At 64.0% G+C, this 20985-nt stretch carries 20 protein-coding genes and 1 pseudogene; 10 read left to right on the top strand and 11 right to left on the bottom strand.

Annotation, left to right across the window (positions count from 1 at the left end; translation table 11 throughout):
- Window positions 1–13: 13 nt before the first annotated feature.
- The 3 genes from ACIGJB_RS08285 to ACIGJB_RS08275 form a co-directional block, all read right to left on the bottom strand.
- A complete protein-coding gene (locus tag ACIGJB_RS08285; RefSeq protein WP_483732201.1) occupies window positions 14–1207 on the bottom strand; it encodes a M20 aminoacylase family protein in 1194 nt (397 codons plus the stop codon).
- A gap of 24 nt (window positions 1208–1231) precedes the next feature.
- Entirely contained in the window at window positions 1232–2551 is a 1320-nt protein-coding gene (locus ACIGJB_RS08280; protein ID WP_483732200.1) for an MFS transporter, read from the bottom strand.
- Window positions 2552–2762: 211 nt separating this feature from the next.
- A complete protein-coding gene (locus ACIGJB_RS08275) occupies window positions 2763–3680 on the bottom strand; it encodes a LysR substrate-binding domain-containing protein (RefSeq protein WP_483732199.1) in 918 nt (305 codons plus the stop codon).
- A 234-nt stretch (window positions 3681–3914) separates the two neighbouring features.
- Here ACIGJB_RS08275 and ACIGJB_RS08270 point away from each other — a divergent pair, with 234 nt between their 5' ends.
- The 3 genes from ACIGJB_RS08270 (at window position 3915) to ACIGJB_RS08260 (ending at window position 7689) form a co-directional block, all read left to right on the top strand.
- The gene (locus tag ACIGJB_RS08270; protein ID WP_483732198.1) at window positions 3915–4439 is read left to right on the top strand and encodes a metal-dependent hydrolase; all 525 of its coding nucleotides are present in this window, start codon (window positions 3915–3917) and stop codon (window positions 4437–4439) included.
- Between the two features lie 420 nt (window positions 4440–4859).
- Window positions 4860–6446, top strand: a complete 1587-nt coding sequence (locus ACIGJB_RS08265; RefSeq protein WP_483732197.1) for a tannase/feruloyl esterase family alpha/beta hydrolase — start codon at window positions 4860–4862, stop codon at window positions 6444–6446.
- Between the two features lie 196 nt (window positions 6447–6642).
- The gene (locus tag ACIGJB_RS08260; protein ID WP_483732196.1) at window positions 6643–7689 is read left to right on the top strand and encodes a GGDEF domain-containing protein; all 1047 of its coding nucleotides are present in this window, start codon (window positions 6643–6645) and stop codon (window positions 7687–7689) included.
- A 53-nt stretch (window positions 7690–7742) separates the two neighbouring features.
- On the opposite strand, the gene ACIGJB_RS08255 is transcribed toward ACIGJB_RS08260, so the two are convergent.
- The 6 genes from ACIGJB_RS08255 to ACIGJB_RS08230 all read right to left on the bottom strand — a co-directional run bounded on the left by ACIGJB_RS08255 (window position 7743) and on the right by ACIGJB_RS08230 (window position 11898).
- Window positions 7743–7889: a DUF3096 domain-containing protein gene (locus ACIGJB_RS08255; RefSeq protein ID WP_483711488.1), complete on the bottom strand. Its 147-nt coding sequence runs from the start codon at window positions 7887–7889 to the stop codon at window positions 7743–7745.
- 124 nt (window positions 7890–8013) lie between these two features.
- A complete protein-coding gene (locus ACIGJB_RS08250) occupies window positions 8014–8241 on the bottom strand; it encodes a hypervirulence associated TUDOR domain-containing protein (protein WP_483732195.1) in 228 nt (75 codons plus the stop codon).
- A gap of 60 nt (window positions 8242–8301) precedes the next feature.
- Window positions 8302–8799, bottom strand: coding sequence for a hypothetical protein (locus tag ACIGJB_RS08245; RefSeq protein WP_483732194.1), 498 nt, complete (start codon window positions 8797–8799; stop codon window positions 8302–8304).
- Between the two features lie 405 nt (window positions 8800–9204).
- A complete protein-coding gene (locus ACIGJB_RS08240; protein WP_483732283.1) occupies window positions 9205–10188 on the bottom strand; it encodes a zinc-dependent alcohol dehydrogenase family protein in 984 nt (327 codons plus the stop codon).
- 34 nt (window positions 10189–10222) lie between these two features.
- Entirely contained in the window at window positions 10223–11464 is a 1242-nt protein-coding gene (locus ACIGJB_RS08235; protein ID WP_483732193.1) for a hypothetical protein, read from the bottom strand.
- A gap of 14 nt (window positions 11465–11478) precedes the next feature.
- Window positions 11479–11898, bottom strand: coding sequence for a DoxX family protein (locus ACIGJB_RS08230; RefSeq protein ID WP_483732192.1), 420 nt, complete (start codon window positions 11896–11898; stop codon window positions 11479–11481).
- Between the two features lie 292 nt (window positions 11899–12190).
- Between ACIGJB_RS08230 and ACIGJB_RS08225 the strand changes: the two genes are divergently transcribed.
- From ACIGJB_RS08225 to ACIGJB_RS08210, 4 genes and pseudogenes are all read left to right on the top strand, one after another.
- Window positions 12191–14509: a DUF3141 domain-containing protein gene (locus ACIGJB_RS08225; RefSeq protein WP_483732191.1), complete on the top strand. Its 2319-nt coding sequence runs from the start codon at window positions 12191–12193 to the stop codon at window positions 14507–14509.
- 57 nt (window positions 14510–14566) lie between these two features.
- A pseudogene (locus ACIGJB_RS08220) lies at window positions 14567–15004 on the top strand (phosphate acetyl/acyltransferase); the annotation flags it as partial.
- Between the two features lie 70 nt (window positions 15005–15074).
- Window positions 15075–15227 carry a hypothetical protein gene (locus tag ACIGJB_RS08215; protein WP_483732190.1) on the top strand — a complete coding sequence of 51 codons (153 nt, stop codon included), beginning with the start codon at window positions 15075–15077 and terminating at the stop codon, window positions 15225–15227.
- A gap of 29 nt (window positions 15228–15256) precedes the next feature.
- Complete coding sequence (locus tag ACIGJB_RS08210; RefSeq protein ID WP_483732189.1) at window positions 15257–16090, top strand: universal stress protein; 834 nt, start codon at window positions 15257–15259, stop codon at window positions 16088–16090.
- Here the strand turns inward: ACIGJB_RS08210 and ACIGJB_RS08205 are convergent.
- Both ACIGJB_RS08205 and ftsH read right to left on the bottom strand, forming a co-directional pair.
- Window positions 16082–16327 carry a hypothetical protein gene (locus ACIGJB_RS08205; RefSeq protein WP_483732188.1) on the bottom strand — a complete coding sequence of 82 codons (246 nt, stop codon included), beginning with the start codon at window positions 16325–16327 and terminating at the stop codon, window positions 16082–16084. The two genes, ACIGJB_RS08210 and ACIGJB_RS08205, sit on opposite strands and share 9 nt — an antisense overlap.
- Window positions 16328–16340: 13 nt before the next feature.
- Window positions 16341–18224, bottom strand: a complete 1884-nt coding sequence (gene ftsH / locus ACIGJB_RS08200) for an ATP-dependent zinc metalloprotease FtsH (protein ID WP_483732187.1) — start codon at window positions 18222–18224, stop codon at window positions 16341–16343.
- A 580-nt stretch (window positions 18225–18804) separates the two neighbouring features.
- Here ftsH and ACIGJB_RS08195 point away from each other — a divergent pair.
- The 3 genes from ACIGJB_RS08195 to ACIGJB_RS08185 all read left to right on the top strand — a co-directional run bounded on the left by ACIGJB_RS08195 (window position 18805) and on the right by ACIGJB_RS08185 (window position 20975).
- Window positions 18805–19641 carry a universal stress protein gene (locus ACIGJB_RS08195; RefSeq protein ID WP_483732186.1) on the top strand — a complete coding sequence of 279 codons (837 nt, stop codon included), beginning with the start codon at window positions 18805–18807 and terminating at the stop codon, window positions 19639–19641.
- A gap of 91 nt (window positions 19642–19732) precedes the next feature.
- Window positions 19733–20176, top strand: coding sequence for a universal stress protein (locus ACIGJB_RS08190; protein WP_483732185.1), 444 nt, complete (start codon window positions 19733–19735; stop codon window positions 20174–20176).
- A 133-nt stretch (window positions 20177–20309) separates the two neighbouring features.
- On the top strand, window positions 20310–20975 hold the full coding sequence (locus ACIGJB_RS08185; protein ID WP_483732282.1) for a hypothetical protein: 666 nt from the start codon (window positions 20310–20312) through the stop codon (window positions 20973–20975).
- Window positions 20976–20985 lie beyond the last annotated feature (10 nt).

Genomic DNA, 20985 nt, shown 5'->3' with positions numbered 1-20985 from the left:
CATGCAAGCCGCGTCAGCGCAGGTACTGCTCGGCCAGCGCGACCCAGCATGCCGCGCCGATCGGGATCAGTTTGTCGTTGAAGTCATAGCCATCGTTGTGCAGCGAGCATCCGACCCACGCCTGCCCGGCCATGCCATTGCCCAGCGCAAAGTAGCAGCCGGGCATTTTCTCCAGCATCCAGGCAAAGTCCTCGCTCCCCATCTGCGACGACGGCGGCACGCTGATCACGCGCTCGCTGCCGACCACCGATGCCACCGCGTCCCGGGCGATTGCGGCCTCGCGCGTGCTGTTCTGGATCGCGGGGACCATGCGCTCATAGTCGACTTCTGCCTGCACGCCGTACGAGGCCGCCTGGTGCGAGACCACCTCGCGGATGCGGCGCTCCAGCAGTTCGCGCACTTCCGGCTTGGTGGCGCGCACGCTGAGCTTGAGCGTTGCCGTCTCGGGAATGATGTTGTACGTCGTGCCCGCTTGCATTTCGCCGACGCTGATGACGGCGGCGTCCACCGGCGCCACGTTGCGCGCGACGATGCCCTGCAAGGCCACCACGGTGGCCGACATGGCGAGCGTCGGATCGACGGCGAGGTTGGGCATGGCACCGTGTCCGCCACGGCCGCGGAAGGTCACGGTGACGCGGTCCGACGAGCCGCCCAGCGGACCTTCCTGCACCACGGCCGCACCGAGCGGCAGCCCGGGCGCATTGTGGAAGGCATAGATGCCGTCGCAAGGGAAGCGCTCGAACAGGCCGTCGGCCATCATGGCGAGGGCCCCGGTCAGGCCTTCCTCGTCCGGCTGGAAGATCAGGTTCAGCGTGCCCGTGAAGTTGCGCGTCGAAGCGAGGTATTCCGCGGCCGCCAGCAGCGTGGCCGTGTGGCCGTCGTGACCGCAGGCATGCATGCGGCCCGGGATTTCGCTGGCGTAGGGCAGTCCGGTGCGCTCCTGCAGCGGCAGGGCGTCCATGTCGGCGCGCAGGCCGATGCGGCGCGTGCCGTCGCCCACCCGGAGCTGGCCCACCAGGCCGCGGCCGCCAACGGTGTGCACGCTATAGCCCCACTGCTTCAGCAGGCCGGCCACCAGCTCGGCGGTATGGGCGACGTCCGCGCCCAGTTCCGGACGGGCATGGATGCGCTGGCGGACTTGCGCGAAGCGCTGCGCGGCCGCATGCAGCGCCGCGGGGATGTTCAGGTTCTCGGGCGGTTGGATCATGGTTTCATGCGTAGGAGGTGGGCGTCAGTCGCGACCAGGGTGGGAAGGGAACATCGACAGGGCGATCAGGCTGATGGTGCTGGCGCTCATCAGGTACCAGGCGGGCGCCATCGGCGAGCCGGTGGTGGCAATCAGCCAGGTCACCACCAGCGGGGCAAAGCCGCCGAAAACGGTCACGCCCAGGCTGTACATCACCGACATGCCGGTGGCGCGCTGTTCGCGCGGGAACGCTTCCATCATCATGGCGGCGCCCGCGCCCCCGCTGATCGACATGATGGTCACGCTCACGCCGATCTGCAGGACCACCGACGTCAGCGTGGCATGCGTGGTCAGCAGCAGGAAGTTCGGATAGCACCAGGCCAGCGACGACATTCCGGCCGCCACGATCATCGGCTTGCGCGTGGGCAGGCGATCGGCCAGCTTGCCGAACAGCGGCGACATGACCAGCATGGCGAGGCCGGCCATGCACGCGGCCAGGAAGGCCGTAACCGGCGGCATGTGGATCGACTGGATCAGGTACGTCGGCATGTAGAAGACCGTGATGTACATGCCCGAGGTGCTGCCCGTCATCAGCAGCGTGCCCAGCAGCAGCACGCGCCAGTATTTGCGGAAGACGGACTTCAGGTCGGCGTGTTCCGCGCCGCCCGTATGCGTTTCCTTCAGGTTGCGGCGGATGTAGAGGCCGACCGGCGCGATCAGCAGGCCGATCATGAACGGAATGCGCCAGCCCCACGACATCATGGCCTCCGGCGAGAGTGCCGCGGTGATGGCCGCGCCGGTGAGCGCGCCAGCCAGGGCGGCGCCGCCCTGGGTGGCGCCTTGCCAGCTCACCAGGAAACAGCGTTTCTGCTTGCCGGCCGATTCCATCAGCAGCGCCGAGGCCGCGCCGATTTCCCCGCCAGCCGAGAGGCCCTGCAGCAGGCGTCCCATGACCACGATCACGGTCGCGGCCAGCCCGATCGACGCGTGCGTGGGCGCGAAGGCGATCAGCGCAGTGCCAGCTGTCATCAATCCGATGGTCAGCGTGAGTGCAGCCTTGCGGCCGCGGCGGTCGGCGAAATGCCCGATCAGCACGGCGCCGAGCGGCCGCATCACAAACCCGGCGCCGAAGGTCGCGAACGACAGCATCAGCGAGGCCAGCGGGCTGCTGCTCGGAAAGAACAGGCGGCCGATGGTGGCAGCGAAGAAGCTGTAGACGGTGAAGTCATACATCTCCAGGCCGTTGCCGATGGCGGCGGCCACCACGGCGCGGCGCGCATGCGAGCGTTCGGCTGCGGGCGCGGCACCTGCAGCGGCGCCCGCCTGAGGCGGGAGGGTGAGTAACGCGGGCTGCGAATCGATCATTGAATCCTCGCTGGTATGGCGCTGGGGCGTAGTAGCCGGAACAGGAGACCGGTGCGCCCGATCCCGTGTGCGTCAGATGGTACGAGGACGGCCGCGTTCGCGGTCCTAGCTTTTGTTCATGGGTATGAGCAATGGCTATGCTCGGGTAATCCCGGAGAAGGGCGCCGTGCGAGCGGGCGCGGCGTCTCGTGAAGGGGCTCGCTAGTCGCCGTCAGGCGGCGTGGCCGGCCACGCCGTGCAACTGCTGCAGCCCGTCAAGCAGGCGGCCATGCAGGCGTTCCGCCGCCCAGGTGAGGGTGTGGCGGTCCCGCGTGACGAGCGACACCATGCGGTCCGGCAGCGGCTCATCGATGGTGATGAAGTCGATGGTCTGCAGGATCAGCGCGTTGCGCAGCGATTCGGCCGAGAGCAGCAGCAGCGCATCGGACTTCCAGCACAGATCGAGCGCAAGGCTCATCGACGTGCATTCCACCACGCGCTGCGGCAACTCCAGCCCCGCGCTGGCGAACAGCAACGGAAAGGGCGAGTGGAAATCGCTGAGCGGATCCAGCGTGAGCCAGTCGGCCTGCTGAAGCTCGCGCAGCGAGCGCGAGCCGCGCAGCGCATGGCCCTTGCGTGCGCCGATCACAGACGGCACTCGGCACACAGGAGTGCAGTCGAGCCCGCGATCGGCCGGCAGCAGTTGTGACGTCAGCGCGAAATCCATCATGCCTTCGCGCACCTGCTCGAGCAATTGCGCCGGCCGCATTTCCTGGATGCGCAGGCGCGCCCCGGGGAATTCGCGGCGGAAGGTGTCGAGCACGGCAGCCACCGGCCGCATCAGGGCCGTCACCGGCGTGACGCCGAAGCTGATTTCGCTGACGACGGTGCCCTTCATGTCTTCGAGGTCGTCGCGCGCGCGGCGCACGTTCTCGCTGATCAGCCGCGCATGGCCGACCAGCCGCTGGCCAATGGGCGTCAGGCGGATGCCCTTGCTGGAGCGCACGAAGAGCGTGGCGCCGACCGAGGTTTCCAGCTCCTTCATGGCCTTGCTGAGCGCGGGTTGCGTGATGTGTAGCACGCGCGAGGCCTCCTGGATGCTGCCGGCGTCGGCGACCGCGGCGAGCGCGCGGAGCTGGTGAAGTTTCATGGGGATGGGATGGGCAAGGTCGGTTCCGGCGCGAATCGGCCAGTTTCCGGAACGGGTGCCATTGTGTCGTGGATCGAGGCGAGAGGGCAATGCTCGCCCGCGTCGCGGCCGGCCTGTGCTGCGGCACAGCAAAGCATCGCCCAAGGTGGCAGCGATCCGGCTCTGGCGTTTTGAAGGCATATCTGCCAAGATGCGCGCCCTCACTGATCACCGGCAAAGCAACGCAGTCCCATCATGGCCTCAACCAAAGCACACCACGCCACGGGATGGGCGACGGCCGTCATCGCCGCCTCCGTCATTGCAAAGTGCGGCGGTGGCGGGTGGGTGTGGGAAAGCGCGGCAGGTTTCGTGGCGGCGTTGCTGGGCAGCACGGCGCCGGACTGGCTCGAGGTGGCATGGTGGTCAAGGTCGCGCCGCCTCTGGATCACCCATCGGACCTGGACGCACTGGGGCATCGCGTGGGTCGGCCTGCTGGGGTGGGCCTACCATGCGCTGGGAACACACGTCCTGGCGGCGCCGGCATTCGGATTTGCCTGTGGGGGCGTCATGCACCTGCTGGCCGACTGGCCGAATCCACTTGGGGTGCCGTGGATCGCTGGCCGGCATTCCCTCAACTGGTGGAAGAGCGGGCGCTGCGACCTTGTCATCGTCGCGGCGTCCTGGCTGATTGCGCTCGCGGTTTCGGATGAAATCTGGCTGCATGGGTTACACAGTCTTGCGCTCGTCCACCAGCTGCGCATCGGGCCGTCCTATTTTTGAGCGCCAGGGCGGCTTATCGCCTCACGGCCCTATGCAGATTCTTTCAAGCGTTTGAAAAAGATTCATACCGACGCGCGCAGGCGATTTCGAGGCCCGTATAACAAGCGCGACACATATGAAAGCCACAGCATATTCCAATCCACATCCGCTCCGGCATCGGCATTGGCACGTCGATTGCGGAGGGTCGTCCGGGATATCTCGTCCGGCGACACCGCAGGCGTATCCCACCCCTGGAGACACCTGGAGAAGAAAATGTCAAAAGACATTGGATGTAGACGTTTGCCAGCGCCAGTCGGACTGGCGCCGCGCGTCGTTGCGACTGCCGCAGTACTTGTCTTGAGCGCCTGCGGTGGCGGCGGTGGCGATGACGACCATGCCAATAATCCTACGCACCCGGTTACCCCGGTAGCCTGCGAGAACATGCCAGGCCAGACCGTTGCATCCAGCAGCATCGGCCTGCCTACCAAGGGCGCGACCGTCACTGCCGCGGTCAAGGTGCCGGCCTCCGGCGGCGGCCAGCTTGGCACCGGCGAGTACTGCAAGGTGACCGGCACGATCACCTCGGTCGATCCGACCGCGCCGCCCATCAAGTTCGAAGTCGACATGCCGGCGAGCTGGAACCAGAAGGTCGTCATGTTCGGCGGCGGCGGCTACGACGGCACCATCCCTAATACGGCCGGCAACGTCCCGGCAGGCCCGACCGACCAGCCCACGCCGCTTGCGCGCGGCTATGCCACGTTCGCCAGCGATTCCGGCCACCAGGCCGGCGCGCTCGGCAGCCGCGACGGCTCGTTCGGCACCAATGACGAGGCGCTGCGCAACTTCGCCGGCGACGCGCTGAAGAAAACCCGCGACGCCGCGGTGGCGCTGATCAAGCTGCACTACCAGGCCGATGGTCCGAAGAAGGCCTACTTCGCCGGCGGATCATCCGGCGGCCGCGAAGCGCTGGCAGTGGTGCAGCGCTGGCCTACGGACTGGGACGGCGCCATCGTGCTCTATCCGGCCTGGAATGCCGCCAGCCTGGACCTGCAGTTCGGCCGCATCACGCGCGCGTTCGCCGCGCCGGGCGCTTATCCGAACCAGGCCAAGCGCAAGGTGCTGTATGACGCCGCCATCGCCGCGTGCGACAACCTGGACGGTGTCAAGGACGGCCTGATCAGCAATGTCGCCGCCTGCAACGCCAGTTTCGACCCGTCGACGGCGATGCTGAACGGCCAGGCCGTGCGTTGCGCCAACGGCGCCGATACCGGCGACACCTGCCTGTCTGACGCGCAGATCAGCGCCCTGAAGGTCTATAACTCGGAAATCGTGTTTGGCTATGCGCTGGGGAGCGGAGAGACAAGATATCCTGGTTTCAACGTATGGGGCGCGGACCTGGGCCTTGCCGGCACGGCGTCCATCCAGCCCACGGTCATCTCGCTGGCCCTCAATACCGATGCCCCGGCCAACCCGATGCCGGCCACTGCGCCGTACATGAGCGTGTTCTGGGACCAGTGGGTGCGCTACTTCGTCACGCGTGACCCGACCTTCAACTCGCTCACGCTCGACCCGCAGAACCCGGGGTCGTGGCAGGACCGCATCAGCCAGCTCACCGCGATCCAGGACGTCAACAAGACCGACTTGTCCGCCTTCAAGAACCATGGCGGCAAAATCCTGATGGCGCATGGCATGTCCGACGCGCTGGTCAGCACGCGCTCGACCGAGGACTATTTCACGCGGGTGCAAAGCACGATGGGCGGGGCGGACAGTGTCAGCGCGTTCATGCGCTACTACGAGATCCCCGGCTATGGCCACGCCGTGAGCTCCGTCTTCAACGCCTCGTGGGATTCGCTGACTGCGCTGGAGAACTGGGTCGAGAAGAATACGGCACCGTCGTCGCAGGTCGTGACCGACACAGTCGGTGTTCCGGGCCGGACCCGGCCGCTGTGCGAGTATCCGAACTGGCCGAAGTACAACGGATCCGGCGATGTCAACGTAGCCGCGAGCTATACCTGCGCCACCAAGTGATGTGACACGTGAAGGAGGGGGCCGGCCACTGAAGCCGGCCCTTGTCACTTTCGGGCAACCCGCTATGCATCTCCCGGCGCCGCGGTGGACAGCGCCTCGGGTCGGGCGCAGGGAAGGGCCAGATTTTTACTTCAGAACTACGTCCGTCCGGCCGTTAGCCAGTCGTGCTCCCAACCTGCAACCGCGAGTGGCCAACATGAACAGCTCGGAATCGTCTCAAATCCTTCTTCAGGCAGCATTCCTGCGGCATGAGGAAACCCTGGCACGGAACCAGCACGTTTTCGGAGATGGCGACGGCGCCGTCTACCGGACGCTGCTGGAATCGACCAAGGCCATCCCGTGGAAAATCGACTGGGCCACCATGACGTTCGCCTATATCGGCCCGCAGATCGAAGCCTTGCTTGGATGGACACCGTCGAGCTGGCAGACCGTCAACGACTGGGCCGAGCGCATGCATCCCGACGACCGCGCCGCCGTGGTCGAATTCTGCGTGGCGCAGTCGCAGAGCGGCACCGACCACGAGGCCGACTACCGCGCGCTGACGCGCGACGGGGGCTACGTCTGGCTGCGCGACGTGGTGCACGTGGTGCGCAACGCGCGCGGCGAAGTCGAGGCCCTGGTCGGCTTCATGTTCGACATCAGTGAACGCAAGCGCACCGAGCAGGAACTGGCGCGCCTGCAGAAAGAGCTGGAAGACCTCTCGTTTCGCGACAGCCTGACCGGCCTAAGCAATCGGCGCATGTTCGACCGCACGCTGGAGCGCGAATGGGCCGCAGGCCAGGCGTCAGGCAAGCCGCTGTCGCTGATCCTGGCCGATATCGATTTTTTCAAGTCGTACAACGATTACTACGGCCATCTGCAAGGCGATGCCTGCCTGAAGCGCGTCGCCGGCCTGTTGCAGCAAGCTGCCGGACCGGATGCCTTCGTGGCCCGCTTCGGCGGCGAGGAATTCGTGCTGGTCCTGCCGGATACCGACGCCTACGCGGCGGTGCGTACCGCGGAGCGTTGCCGCGAGCTGATTGCCGGACAGGCGATCGCGCACGTCCGCTCGCCGTACAACCAGTGTGTTACGGCAAGCTTTGGCGTGGGCACCGTGGTGCCGACTGACCGTGAAGACACCGCGACATTCGTCAATCTGACCGACGCGCAGCTTTACCATGCCAAGGACAATGGCCGGAATCGGATCGCTGCGGTGGACCGGGCGGGCAGGGGGGGCGAAACGTTCAAGGTGCATTCCCGCTGACGGATTTTTCCGTCGGGGGCTGCCACCGTCACTGGCGGGGTCACGGCATGCGCTCAGTGCAGGTGTCCGCCAAACAGTCCAAGCAATCCGATGACGATCAGGTAGATGGCGACAATGTAGTTGAGCAGTCGCGGCATGATCAGGATCAGGATGCCGGCGATCAGCGAAATGAGGGGCCCGGCGCTGGTGATGACAGTGATGTCTTTCATGATGCTCTCGCTATGAGCTGCCATGACATCAGTCTCGCGTTGTATGGCCGGGGCGAGATATCCGAGGATGTCCTACACGGACCGAGCTTGTTGCCGCCTTGGAGGTGCGAAGGTCTCACATGCCGCGTTTGCGGGGTGTCAGCGCAAGCACTGCGCCCCGGTGAGCAGCAATGTGGTCCGTCTTGTCGCTTTTGATTTCGTACTGGGGTTCATCTTCTGAAGCGCGATGGACATGCCCCTTATAGTCGAAATCGCGCGTATGCACGGCGATGACGGTGCCTGACACCCGGCCCGCCTCTGAATTCCAGCTGACATGGTCTCCGACCTTGAATCGCTTCGTCATGTGAATCTCCCTTGATGCGGGGCGCCGGCGCGACCATCCAGCCGGTGGCCGCCTCACACATCACGCTCCGGCCATGGTTTCCGGTGTGACTTCCCACCCTGCATCGATACCGCCAGGAAGCATCTGGCCGCGGTCTTCACCGACCTCCGCATCGATCAGCCGATTCAGCTTCTCGTTCATGGCGACGACAACCTCGCGGTATCGACTGTCGGGCGCCAGGTTGCGCATCTCGAACGGGTCGGTCTGCAGGTCATACAACTCCACGTCATTGAACTGGTTGAGTTCTTCCAATGTCCTGGGCCGGTTATGCTGCTTTAGCGAGAAGTAGCGGGCGAACGTGTAGCGTCCATCGAACACCGAGCGGACGGCGCCGCGCTTCATCAGGTCCGGCCGCACGCCTGTGCTTTTGAACTGGTCTGGCTTGCCACCCTTTTGCAGGTATTCCACGGCCTTGTAGAGAAAGTCGCCGTCGAGGTAGGCCAGCATGTGCGTGGCTGGTTGGAAGCGTGAAGTTCCACTGCTTCGCATATAGCGGGTCGGCTGGATCGCGGGCGACATGCGCAAGGCCGCGTGTTGCCTGAACCTTGGTTCCGGGCGCGTCCGTGTCGTTCCATCTCGATTTCCCCATCGATAGCATCCCGCTTGGTGGGACTTCCGGATTACGACCTACGCTTCGCCCAAGCACGCCAATGGAGCCTAGCAATATCATTCCCGGCCAACAAGCCGGCGTTCGAATGCCGCGGCGCGCGGAATGTTGGCCATCGCACTCAGCATGAAGCGGGGCGCAAGGGCTGCTTGCATTTGGCGACCGATTTCCCCGTCGATGTGATGCCTGTCCGGTATCCGCTGTGTGCGTTGTCGCACGCTTGCTCGGATTGACTATCTTGCGTACTGGCATTTCGAACAGGTTTTTCGTGTTCCATCATGCCGCGCCAAACCATGGCGAAGCCGCGATTGAGGCCATCATATGCGAAGCACGGCCGCCCCGGCCAGACGGCCAGCGCGCAGGTCATCCAGCGCGGCATTGGCACTGGAAAGAGGATAGGGCGTGGTACGAATATGCAATGGCCACATGGCTGCGGCTTCCATCAGGCCGAGGCCGTCGGCACGTGTCAGGTTTGCTACGGAGACGATCCGCCGCTCTTGCCACAACTGGCGATACGGGAAGGAGGGAATGTCGCTCATGTGAATGCCCCCGCAGACCACGGTGCCACCCTTGTCGACAGCCGCCAGCGCTGCAGGCACAAGGGCGCCGTCGGAGGCAAAGATCAAGGCAGCGTCCAACGTGGCGGGCGCCTTGTCCTCGCTGCTGCCGGCCCAGGCGGCGCCGACATCCGCGGCAAGAGTCTGGGCAGCGTGGTCCCCGGGCCGCGTGAAGGCGTAGACAGTCCGGCCTTGTGCCACCGCAATCTGCGTCACGATATGCGCGGCGGCGCCAAATCCGTAGATGCCGATACGTTGCGCATCCCCGGCCGAGCGCAGTGTCCGGAAGCCGATGAGGCCCGCGCAAAGAAGCGGCGCGGCATGCTCGTCGTCGTACCCTTCGGGAAGGTGAAAACAATAGCCGGCATCGGCGACTACGTACTCGGCGTATCCGCCGTCACGCGTATAGCCGTGAAACTGGGGGGCGTCGCAGAGGTTCTCCCGCCCGCTCAGGCAGAAGCGGCACTTCCCGCAGGTGTGTCCCAGCCATGGCACGCCGACCCGCTCGCCGATTGTCAGTCCAACGACACCGGGGCCGAGCGCATCGACGCGACCCACGATCTCATGGCCCGGGATCAGCGCCGGCTTGGGCGAGCGGAGGTCTCCATCGACCACATGCAGGTCCGTACGGCACACGCCGCACGCCGCTACGCGGAGTCGCACCTCGCCCGCTGCCGGGACTGGCACTTGGACCAGGCGGTCAGCAAGGATTGGGCTCCCCCCGTCGAAAACCATTGCGCGCATCGTGGCGTTCATGGTGCCTCCTTCGTCAGCTTTTCTAGAACAGGAGCCCGAACAGGTGCTTGAGCAACTCCTCGAGAGGCATCATGGTGAGCGCCAGCGGCACGATCGGAATCAGTACAGCCGCCGCAAGCTGCACGATGGCATCCCTGGTGACGGGCGCAATCCGCATGCCGCGTACCACCTCGAAACTATTGCCGAGATCGGCAAGTGACTGGATGTCACCGCTGCCCACCAACGGTTCGTCGACCGGTGCGCACCCACGCAGCCATTTGTTGTCAAACTCGCGAACATAGCGTTCCGCCAGCGTTCCATACTCGTTCAGTCCTGTGCGCTTCGCCTGGGCAAGCTGCGGCGCGAATACCAGCAACGGGCCGACAACTATGCCCAGCAGAAAGATCATCATTGCGCCAATTTTCATTTTGTAATCTGGTAGCGCCGCTTGGAGGAAAAAGATGCGGTTGGCGAGATTTGACGCAAGCATGACCCCATGCGCGGCGAGCAGCAGCGCGAAAGCGTAGACGGTATTGGAAAGAAAGCCGAGACCGCCAACGCGATCCGGATGCGTTGGGATCAGGCTCAGCTTGATGCGCGATACCTGCCAGAGAAAACGCATCCAGATGAATAGGCGGAAATACCAGCGCACCAGCAGGAACTGGAACAGTGGCAGGCTGACATAGCCATACCAGATGCCCGCAAGCGAGAGCTTTGAACCGCTGTCGGTCGGCGTTGCGTACCACGTGGCCGTCTGGAGGCCGGTGTAATGACGCCAGACGATCACGATGCCGATTCCATAGACGACAGCGATCAACAGCAATTCGCCGACTACCGAGTTGCGGAGGCGGAATGCGGCGCCGAGGGCCTCGTCGAATTTGCTCATCGCGGCGTCGGGAATCAGATTCCGTTCGATGAATGCATGGCCGATGCCACGCAAGCGCCGGTGTACGACGAGTTCTGCGCCAACCAGCAAGGGCACTGCCACGAGAAACCGGAGATGAACCTCCATATCCATCAGGAACGGTACCGTCGTGGCCTTGCTGAATAAGTTTCCCTCGAAGGCAGACAACATCAGCAATGGCAACCAAGCGAAGAGCGAGATGCAGAGAACGCGTTGCCGCACGAGAAGCAATGCATCATCGGACAAATGGGCGCGACGCAGCAATTGATAAAGTGGCCCACCGAGGACCAGGGAGAAGTTCTCCCGATTTCGCAGAATATTGTCACTGGAACCGGATGAGGCCTGCGTCTGCTCGGGTCCAAGACTTCGGCTGATGCTCATCGCGTTTCTCCCCGTTACTTCGGCTGACGCCCGCGTGATGACTCGATCGCGAAGATGACAAGCATCCCGCCCAGGATCGCGATGTTCTTCAGAATGTGGTTGAACTGATTCCAGGAATCTGCAAGATCGGCGCGCCAGAAGCCGTGGAAGATCAGGGTGGTTGGCACCAGAAACGCCGCGAGAAGCAGCGCTCCCCATTTTGCGTTCCAACCGGAAATCAGGGTGATGCCGCCCATGATCTCGATCGCCATGGCCAACACCAGCAAGAGACTTGGCATCGGCAGTTCAGCACTGGCAATCCATGCGGAGTATCCGGCGAAACTGCCCATCTTCATTAGCCCGGAAATCAGAAAAAGCGAGCCAAGCAGTGCGCGGCCGACGGAATACACCCGTGCAACTGTCGTTGGCGTAACAGAGATAGTGGCCGTGGTCATGGAAATGCTCCGGAATCGATAGGGCAAGAACGAGCGATGCCTGCGCAATGCTTTCCTTGTGTATTCAGCCTATGACTTCGGTTCGCAGGCCCGGTTGTTATAGATCAACGAGCCGTGGACGGATGGTGCGGTGCGGCCCGCCCCATGGAGAGCAACGTCTTCCCGCATCGAAGTGACGGAATCGCACCCCTGCACATGCGCTCGCTGATGCCTTGCCGGCTTGCGCTATGTCAACAGCCGTTCAGCGCGGCATCCTACGCTGGATGTCGGCAGAACCTCTGACGGAGACAGCATGGAAGCAGGAAAGCAACTGGCTCATGCACGTGAAGTGGGCGTCAAGACAAGCGTGGTGCTGCAAAAGCGCCTGAAGGTTGCACAAGAGGCATTCAGCCATCGCACGCAGGAAGCCATGGCCGGCGAGGCGACGACGCCCGCTGGCTGGATGGCCGCGGCGGACCCGATGAACTGCTATGCGTACGCCGTTGACAGCATGCAGCGTGCCATCCTGTTCTGGGACACGATCCGGCAGCGCGGCAACAACTTTGTCGAGAATGCGGCGCAGGGCCTCAAGCCCGTCCTGCACTTTGCGTACGAAACCGTGCTGGACGGCCGCACCTTCGAGCGGCCCGTCAACTATGCGCTGCTGAAGATCACGCCGCCCGCCGGCGTAACGATCGACAACGGCCGCCGCCCTTACGTCATCATCGATCCGCGTGCCGGCCACGGCCCGGGCATCGGCGGCTTCAAGGACGATTCCCAGGTTGGCGTGGCGATGCGCGCAGGCCACCCGGTCTACTTCGTCATTTTCTTTCGCGATCCGGAGCCGGGGCAAACGCTGCTCGATGTGTGCGAAGCCGAACAGCAATTCATCAGGAAAGTGCGCGCGCTGCATCCGGACAGTCCCAAGCCGGCCATCGTCGGCAATTGCCAGGGCGGCTGGGCCGCCATGATGCTCGCCGCCTCGGATCCGGACGACACCGGGCCCATTGTCATCAACGGCGCGCCGATGTCCTACTGGGGCGGCGCCTGGAGCGAGGGCGAAGGCGACAACCCGATGCGCTACTCGGGTGGCCTGCTGGGCGGGACCTGGCTGTCGTCGCTGACGGCGGACCTGGGCAACGGCAAGTTCGATGGCGCCTGGCTGGTCCAGAATTTCGAGAACCTGAATCCGGCCAACAGCTTGTGGGACAAGTACTACAACCTGTACAAGAAGGCCGATACCGAGCCGCCGCGGTTCCTGGAGTTCGAGCACTGGTGGGGCGGCTACTACCTGATGAACCGCGAAGAGATCGAATGGATCACGCGCAATCTCTTCGTCGGCAACAAGCTGTGGAGCGGCGACGTCAAGGATGCCGGCGGCAAGGCGTTCGACCTGCGCGCCATCAAGGCCCCGATCGTGCTGTTTGCCTCGATGGGGGACAACATCACGCCGCCGCAGCAGGCTTTCAACTGGGTGGTGGACGTCTACGGCAGCACCGAGGAGATCAAGGCGCGCGGCCAGGTCATCGTCGGGATGATGCACCAGGACGTCGGCCACCTCGGTATCTTCGTCTCGGGCAAAGTCGCGCAGAAGGAGCACGCGCAGATCGTTTCCGTGCTGCAGAGCATCGAGTTGTTGCCGCCGGGGCTCTACGGCATGCTGATCCATGAGCGCAAGTCCGATGGCGGGGTCGAGTACGAGGTCGAGTTCCGCGAACATTCGCTTGAAGAGATCGCGCAACGGCTCAACCGCTTCGAGCGCGCGGACGAGAAGCCATTCGAGGCCGTCGCCGCGCTGTCGGAATTCAACCAGCGCGCCTATGAGCTGTTCGCCCAGCCGTTCGTGCAAGCCATGTCGAACGAGGCATCGGCGCGGATGCTGCGCGAGTTCCATCCGCTGCGGATGCAGAACTGGGCGTTTTCGGACCTGAATCCGTGGATGGCCTGGGTGGGTGCCGCCGCCAATGCGGTGAAGACGAACCGGCAGGCGCTGGATGCCGACCATCCGCTGCGCAAGCGCGAGCAGGCCGGCGCGGACATGCTCAGCGCTGGCCTTGACGCCTACCGCGCCGTGCGCGATGCGGTGACGGAAGCCACCTTCTTCAACCTGTACGCGAACCTGCACTGGGCGATTCCGCAGGACAAGGCGTCGCATGCCGGTCCGCCCAAGGTGACCGAGCCACGCGAACTGCCGGAGGTGAAGGCCGCGCTGGCGTCGATCGAGCAGGGCGGCTACGCGGAGGCCATCGCCCGAGTGGCCTGCCTGCTCAAGCAGCAGGGCGAGCCGTTGCCGCTGTCGCGGCTCGAATTGCGCAAGGAACTGGTGACGGACTACGCCGAACTGCTGCCGGAACTGCCGCCGGAGGCTTGGCGCCGGATTCGTGGCCAGCAGGAACTCATTACGTTGTACGCGCCGGAGCAGGCGCTCGATACGCTGCCGGTCCTGCTCAGGGACAAGTCCGATCGTGACCGGCTGCAATCCCTCGCCGAAAAGCTGCGGGCTGACGAGCGGCTGCTCGGAACCACGCAGACGGCAGAGCAGGCCGCGATGCTTGCACGTATCCGCACGGTGCTGTCGGTCAGGCCGGAGCGGCCGCGCCGCACGGCGGCACCGCTTGCACGCGCGTCCTAGCAGCGCACGAGGCGTTGCAAGGAATTGGAACCGAACCTTGTAATGCAGGAGAGACCTGTGAATGCAAAGCACGAGAAGTATCAGCGCCTGATCGACTACTGCAAGTCCATTCCACCCACACCCACGGCGGTCGTCCATCCTTGCGATCGAAGTTCACTGGAGGGAGCCGTGGAGGCCGCGCGAATGAGCCTGATCGCGCCCATCCTGGTCGGACCCCGCGCCCGCATCGAAGAGGTCGCCCGTGCCAACGCCATTGATATCAGCCGGTACCCGGCCGTCGATGCCCCGCACAGCCACGCCGAGGCCGCCGCCGCGGTGGCGCTCGTAGGCGAAGGCAAGACCGAGGCCCTGATGAAGGGCAGCCTGCATACCGATGAACTCATGGGAGCAGTGGTCAAGGGCGATAGCAGCTTGCGCACCGCCAGGCGGATCAGCCACTGTTTCGTAATAGACGCGCCAGGCCACGAAGACACCTTGATCATTACCGACGCCGCGGCAGGGAGCGAAGCCCTATCTGCGCGATCTATACACCGTGCGGCATATCAATAGCAAATGGAGTCCTATCATGGGGTATCGGATTTTGATCGCCGGGCTATCAGTGGTGGGCCTTGTCCTGCTATTTGGCTTCCAGCTTCGCCTGTCGAGCAAACTCGGGCGCAAGGAAGACGAAGCCATGCATCGAGACGCGGACGGCGAGAAGAGGCGTGACGCGGCCTGAACAAGCGATATCGGGCTCAGGAGAAGAATATGGCTTGCAGCAGCATCTTCGTGTACGCAGACAAGGATCCCGGCGCCCAGCCGCGATTCCGACTCGCGGCGCATTTGGCGCGCAAGAACGCCTGTCCGCTTGTTCCCATGCTGGCGGGTTTTATTCCGGACCCGATGTGGTTCTACCTGATGAACAGTCCTCAGGCGATTGTCGATCAGGACCAAAAGGTGCGGCGCCAGGCCTGGGAGACCGTGCGGTCGAGGCTGCAAGGCATCGCTGATACGGCGCAGGTCGCCGTCGAGTGGCGAAAGGCGGAATTGGATGCCCTGGGTGAAGCATTGCAGGCATCGCGCGAAGCGGGCCTGATTGTCGCTGGGCAGTATGACATCGCCAATATCGAAGGGCCGATTGCCAGGCAGATTCTGGAGGCCTTGATTCTCGAAAGTGGGCGTCCGGTTCTTGTCGTCCCCCAGACGGGTCAATTTCAGACGGCGGGGGCAAGGGTGATCATCGCCTGGAATGGCAGCCGCGAAGCCGCGCGGGCGTTGCATGATGCGCTGCCGTGGATAGCGGGCGCCAGCGCGTGCATTGTGTGCGCGAGGACGGACAAGGATCCGCGCCCCGATGCGACCCGTGTTGTCCATGCAACCCGAGTTCTGGAACGGCATGGCGTGAGCGTCGAGGTCCAGACTTGCGTAAGTGGGTCAGATGTCTCCGTTGGCGAATTGCTCCTGTCCCGCGCGGCGGACTTTGGCGCGGACCTGATTGTGATGGGGGCGTATGGGCACGGCCGGATGAGGGAGCTGGTCCTTGGTGGAGTCACGCGTGCATTGCTCTCGTCGATGACGGTTCCGGTGCTGTTTTCACACTGAAGCTAAATGCACCGATGAGGGGCCTACGTCTTGCAGGGTGGGAAGCGGTTCGAGCGCGTCAGTTTCATCCGCCACGTCGAACTGGCCGGCGATAGACGCATCGAAATAGTGGCTGGCCCGCTCCGACTGTGGCCGTAAAGAGCGCGCCAATCGCCCAGCGGGATCGCCGTCCGTCTCGGATGCCGAGAACACGTAGCCCGTATAGGTGGCAAAGCCGGCAAGGCACAGGGGTTCCATAAAGGGCTTGCTGTCAGGCGGCCTCGGCGCGCGTTTCGTGCGCTGGCATGCGCTGGAGCAGCGTATCCAGCGTTGGCCGGTCGACTACCTCCTTGTCGAGCAGCAATTGCGCCAGGGCGTCAAGCACCGGACGCTGGGCCAACAAGGTCTTGCGGGTCCGCTCGGCGGCCTCGGCCAGAATCAGGCGAACTTCTTCGTCGATGATTTGTGCCGTGCGCTCGCTGTACTCCCGGTCAGACCGTGGCAGCGCGGGGCTGATCGGCAACAAGCTGTTGCCGGCGCGTTCATAGCATGGCAGTCCAAGCGAATTGCTCATGCCGTACTGCGTCACCATCTGGCGTGCCATGTCGGTGGCACGCTCCAGGTCGTTCCGGGCGCCGGTGGAGACATCGTCGAAGACAATCTGTTCGGCCATACGCCCGCCCAGGAATACATCAAGCCTGTCAAGCAATTCGCTGCGCCGGAGCAGGTAGCGGTCCTCCGCCGGTGTCTGCTGTGTATAGCCGAGCGCGCCTACGCCACGCGGGATGATGGAGATGCGCGATACCCGGTCGGCATGCGCGCGGCTTTCCGCGACCAGTGCATGGCCTGCCTCGTGGTAGGCAATGGTCTGCTTCTCCAGTGCGATCATGACGCGATTGCGCTTTTCGAGGCCGCCGATGATGCGGTCGAGCGCTTCGTCGAAATCAGCCATGTCGACGGCTGCCTTGTTCTTGCGCGCAGCAAGCAAGGCCGCTTCGTTGACAAGGTTCGCGAGGTCCGCACCGGCGAAGCCGGGTGTGCGCGCGGCCAGGTCATGCAGAGCGACTTCAGGGGCGAGCGTGACATTGCGAACATGGACGCGCAGGATCTGCTCGCGCCCGCCAAGGTCCGGGCGGTCGAGCACGATGTGGCGGTCGAACCGGCCTGGCCGCAAGAGCGCTGCGTCGAGGATCTCAGGACGGTTGGTGGCGGCCATAATGATGACCCCTTTGTTGGTGTCGAAGCCGTCCATTTGCACGAGCAACTGGTTGAGCGTCTGTTCTCGCTCGTCCTGGCCGCCTGCCACGTTGAGGGTGCGGGTCTTTCCAAGCGCATCCAGCTCGTCGATGAAAATGATGCAGGGTGCCTTATGTTCTGCCTGGGCAAACAGGTCCCTGACACGAGCGGCGCCAACACCGACGAACAACTCGACAAACTCTGACCCGCTCATGCTGAAGAACGGCACGCCGGCTTCGCCCGCAACCGCGCGGGCCAGGAGCGTCTTGCCGGTTCCAGGGGCACCAAGCAGCAGCACCCCTTTGGGTATCTTGCCGCCTAGTCGTCGATAGCGTTGGGGCGCCTTGAGGAAGTCGACCACTTCCATCAACTCTGCCTTGGCCTCGTCGATGCCGGCGACGTCAGCGAACGTGACGCCGGTCTGCTGCTGCAGATAAATCTTCGCCTTGCTCTTGCCAATCTCAAGCAAGCCGTCCCTGCCGCCGCCCATGCGCTTGATCATCAGGGTCCAGATACCGAGGAAGACCAGCGCCGGTACGATCCACGAAAGGACTGCGCCAATCCACTTGCTGTCGGCTTCACCTGCGTACCGCACATGTGCGGCGTCCAGATCTGACAAAAGGTTGGGGTCATTGATGCGTACGGTAGTGAACGCGTGCTCAGCGCGTCCTGACTTCTGCAGCGCCGTGGCTTGTTCGCGGGGTAGGACGGCTTCCAGTCCGGCTGCGACGACAGTGCCGCTGATTTCTGTCTCCCCAACGCTGGCGGTGCGGACCTTTTCGGCTTTGAGCAGCGCCTTGAAGTCGCTGTAAGCCAGCGTCTGGATACTGGCGGCACCGATGTAGAACTGCAGAATCAGTATCGCTACGGTTGTGAGAATCAGGTACCAAAGCGAGAACTCGGTTTGCTGGCGTTCCATGGTTCGATTGACGGTAGGGACTTACCTCAACGGGTTGCTGCTTCGTCAAACATAGTGCCCGCCGCCGAGCCAAGGTTGATCGGCGTCAACGGCCGCGGAAGGGGCGTAACACGCCATGGTCATGCGTTGGCTAGCCCGGGATGCCGGCAGCGCGAAATTTGCGATGACGACGGGCGAAGTTCCGGTCCCGCGAGCCCGCGCAAGCCGTGGTCCTTTGGCCAGGTGGACACGCGCGAGCGCGCTTACGTGCTCGGCTGCACACATGTAGTGAAGCGGACCAGAGGTGATACGAGAATCCGGATTCACCTGCCGCTGCCTGGCAAACGCGCTTCGACTGCGCGCGATCCCGTTGCGGAATTGGAAGCAGGTTGACGCTTGTCAACCCCACCTCCTCGTGGATGCCTAAATTTACCGTGAGCGAACGGTCTGGCCGGGCTCATGGCCCCGATCCAAGAAAGGATCTCCGCATGCACGAAACGTCCCGACTTCCACTGACCGACTGGCACCTGTTTCTACTGCTGGTGGTGAACGAGCCCGGCAGAAGCACCGATCCGTATCAAGCTCAGGATAAGGAGCGAGCATGAACTACAGCAGCATTCTGGTCCATCTGGATCGCAGCAGGCATACGACGACCCGGCTCGCGCTGGCGACCCAGCTGGCGAGTTCCCATGATTGTCCGTTGATCGGCCTCCTGGGCAGCTTCATTCCCGATCCTGCATGGTTCTACCTGATGGACAACGCCGCCGACTATATCGAAATGGACAGGCAGCGTCGCAAGCTGGTCGGGGAACGCATCCGGCACCAGTTCCAGGAAATGACAAAGTCTCTTGGCGCAGGCGTGGAATGGCGGGCAGCCGAACACGATGTGCTCTCCACGGTGCTGCGTGAGTCGCGCGAGGCCGGCCTGATCGTCGCTGGCCAGTATGACGCCAATGGGGAAGAAGGCCCGCTTGCTGCCCAGGTTCTTGAAGCGTTGCTGTTGGAAAGCGGGCGGCCGGTAATCGTGGTGCCGTATGACGGGCAGTTCAAGACAACAGGATCGCGGGTGATGGTGGCATGGAATGGCAGCCGTGAAGCGGCACGGGCCTTGCATGACGCGCTGCCGCTCATTGGCGGAGCGGCGGCACGCATATTGTGTGCCCAGACTGCTGCCAAGGAAGCACGTACGGACGCCACGCCCGTCGCCCATGCGGTGCGGGTCCTTGAGCGACACGGCGTAACGGTGGAGGTAGAGCACGGCCCGGGCGGTTCGGACCTGACCATCGGTGAATTGCTGTTGTCCCGTGCCGCCGACTTCGACGCCGACCTGATCGTGATGGGTGCCTACGGCCATGGGCGCATGCGGGAGCTCGTGCTCGGCGGCGTCACCCGCACGTTGCTGTCGTGCATGACGGTGCCGGTATTGTTCTCGCATTGAAATTCGGATCGGCACGCCGGTGCCGGAACGTGGATCGGTGGTGTCCCAGTGATGGCGCCTTTCAGTTCAGGCATGCAGCAGGAGAACGCGAATGTATACAAGGATTCTGGTGGCGATAGACGGGAGTCACTGCAGCGATCGCGGCCTGGAGGAAGCCATCGGGCTGGCCGCTGCGAGCGGCGCGGAGCTGGACATCGTGCATATCGTGGATGGCGGATACGAAGAGCCGGACGTGCGTGCAGGTCTGGTCCGGGCAGGGCACAAGCTTCTGGCCGAGGCGCAGGCGAAAGCGCAGGCGCAGCAGGTGCGCAGCCACGTCATCCTGGTCGACCAGATCCTCGCGCTCGGCGATCTCGGCAAGCAGGTCCAGCAGATTGCAGAAGAGCGTGGCGCCCAGATCGTGGTAGCCGGCACGCATGGCCGCTCGGGTATCGGTCTGGCATTGATGGGGAGCGTTGCGGAAAGCTTGCTGCGCCACGGCAGCCTGCCCGTATTGCTGGTCAAGGCAGGCGGACATGGCGGTGCGGCGTCCTGAACCAGGCCCGGGTGCCTCGGGCGCCGGCGGTCGGCGCCGCGGAGATATTGCGCCGCGCCCGCGGGCAGCTACGGCGAAAACATCCATGGCGCCGTCGCGGGCCAATGCCAGGGCAGCCAGTACGGCCGATCCGATGGATGTCCTGCCGGACCAGGATGAAGGTCGGGGCGCCGTGCTGGACGTGGTGGACCGCGTTTCCGAGATGTGCTTTGGCCTGTTCATGGCCCTCACGTTTGTCGGCGCGGTCTCGTCGGCAAGTGCCGGCGCCGGCGCGAGCAGGACCATGCTGCATGCCGCGCTGGGATGCAACCTGGCGTGGGGCCTGGTCGATGCGGTCATGTATCTCGTGCGAACGATCGCCGCGAGAGGGCAGCGGCTCACGCTCGCCATGGCCATCAAGCACGCGCCCGACCGGCCGACCGGCATCCGCCTTATTCGCGACGCGCTTCCACCAGGCATGAAGACACTGGCCGCAGACGCGGAGCTGGAAGCCATTCGCACGAGGCTTGCCGGGGCGGGCTTGCCGGCAAGCCCGCGCCTGCATTCGGCCGATCTGCGCGGGGCCGTGCACATCTTCTGCATCGTGGTCTTGAGCACGTTTCCTGTGGCACTGCCTTTCGTGCTCATGAGCGATGTCCCAAGTGCGTTGCTGGTCTCGCGTGTGTTGACGCTTGGTATGCTGTTTCTCGGCGGCGCGGCGCTCGGTCACTACGCAGGGTTCGGAGCCATGCCGGCTGGATTAGGCATGACGGCTCTGGGTGTCGCCCTGACCATGGCGGTTATCGCGCTGGGCGGTTGACGTGCGGATC

The sequence above is a fragment of the Cupriavidus sp. C2SS-8b genome, from assembly GCF_057073745.1.
The sequence above is the reverse complement of the archived record's forward strand: the minus strand, read 5'-3'. Positions and strand labels throughout refer to the sequence as shown.

Excerpts from the sequence above, each read along its gene's own strand:
- ACIGJB_RS08285 (WP_483732201.1), bottom strand. The coding sequence starts at position 1,207 with ATGATCCAACCGCCCGAGAACCTGAACATCCCCGCGGCGCTGCATGCG.
- ACIGJB_RS08280 (WP_483732200.1), bottom strand. The coding sequence starts at position 2,551 with ATGATCGATTCGCAGCCCGCGTTACTCACCCTCCCGCCTCAGGCGGGC.
- ACIGJB_RS08275 (WP_483732199.1), bottom strand. The coding sequence starts at position 3,680 with ATGAAACTTCACCAGCTCCGCGCGCTCGCCGCGGTCGCCGACGCCGGC.
- ACIGJB_RS08270 (WP_483732198.1), top strand. The coding sequence starts at position 3,915 with ATGGCCTCAACCAAAGCACACCACGCCACGGGATGGGCGACGGCCGTC.
- ACIGJB_RS08265 (WP_483732197.1), top strand. The coding sequence starts at position 4,860 with ATGCCAGGCCAGACCGTTGCATCCAGCAGCATCGGCCTGCCTACCAAG.
- ACIGJB_RS08260 (WP_483732196.1), top strand. The coding sequence starts at position 6,643 with ATGAACAGCTCGGAATCGTCTCAAATCCTTCTTCAGGCAGCATTCCTG.
- ACIGJB_RS08250 (WP_483732195.1), bottom strand. The coding sequence starts at position 8,241 with ATGACGAAGCGATTCAAGGTCGGAGACCATGTCAGCTGGAATTCAGAG.
- ACIGJB_RS08245 (WP_483732194.1), bottom strand. The coding sequence starts at position 8,799 with ATGTCGCCCGCGATCCAGCCGACCCGCTATATGCGAAGCAGTGGAACT.
- ACIGJB_RS08240 (WP_483732283.1), bottom strand. The coding sequence starts at position 10,188 with ATGCGCGCAATGGTTTTCGACGGGGGGAGCCCAATCCTTGCTGACCGC.
- ACIGJB_RS08235 (WP_483732193.1), bottom strand. The coding sequence starts at position 11,464 with ATGAGCATCAGCCGAAGTCTTGGACCCGAGCAGACGCAGGCCTCATCC.
- ACIGJB_RS08230 (WP_483732192.1), bottom strand. The coding sequence starts at position 11,898 with ATGACCACGGCCACTATCTCTGTTACGCCAACGACAGTTGCACGGGTG.
- ACIGJB_RS08225 (WP_483732191.1), top strand. The coding sequence starts at position 12,191 with ATGGAAGCAGGAAAGCAACTGGCTCATGCACGTGAAGTGGGCGTCAAG.
- ACIGJB_RS08215 (WP_483732190.1), top strand. The coding sequence starts at position 15,075 with ATGGGGTATCGGATTTTGATCGCCGGGCTATCAGTGGTGGGCCTTGTC.
- ACIGJB_RS08210 (WP_483732189.1), top strand. The coding sequence starts at position 15,257 with ATGGCTTGCAGCAGCATCTTCGTGTACGCAGACAAGGATCCCGGCGCC.
- ACIGJB_RS08205 (WP_483732188.1), bottom strand. The coding sequence starts at position 16,327 with ATGGAACCCCTGTGCCTTGCCGGCTTTGCCACCTATACGGGCTACGTG.
- ftsH (WP_483732187.1), bottom strand. The coding sequence starts at position 18,224 with ATGGAACGCCAGCAAACCGAGTTCTCGCTTTGGTACCTGATTCTCACA.
- ACIGJB_RS08195 (WP_483732186.1), top strand. The coding sequence starts at position 18,805 with ATGAACTACAGCAGCATTCTGGTCCATCTGGATCGCAGCAGGCATACG.
- ACIGJB_RS08190 (WP_483732185.1), top strand. The coding sequence starts at position 19,733 with ATGTATACAAGGATTCTGGTGGCGATAGACGGGAGTCACTGCAGCGAT.
- ACIGJB_RS08185 (WP_483732282.1), top strand. The coding sequence starts at position 20,310 with ATGGATGTCCTGCCGGACCAGGATGAAGGTCGGGGCGCCGTGCTGGAC.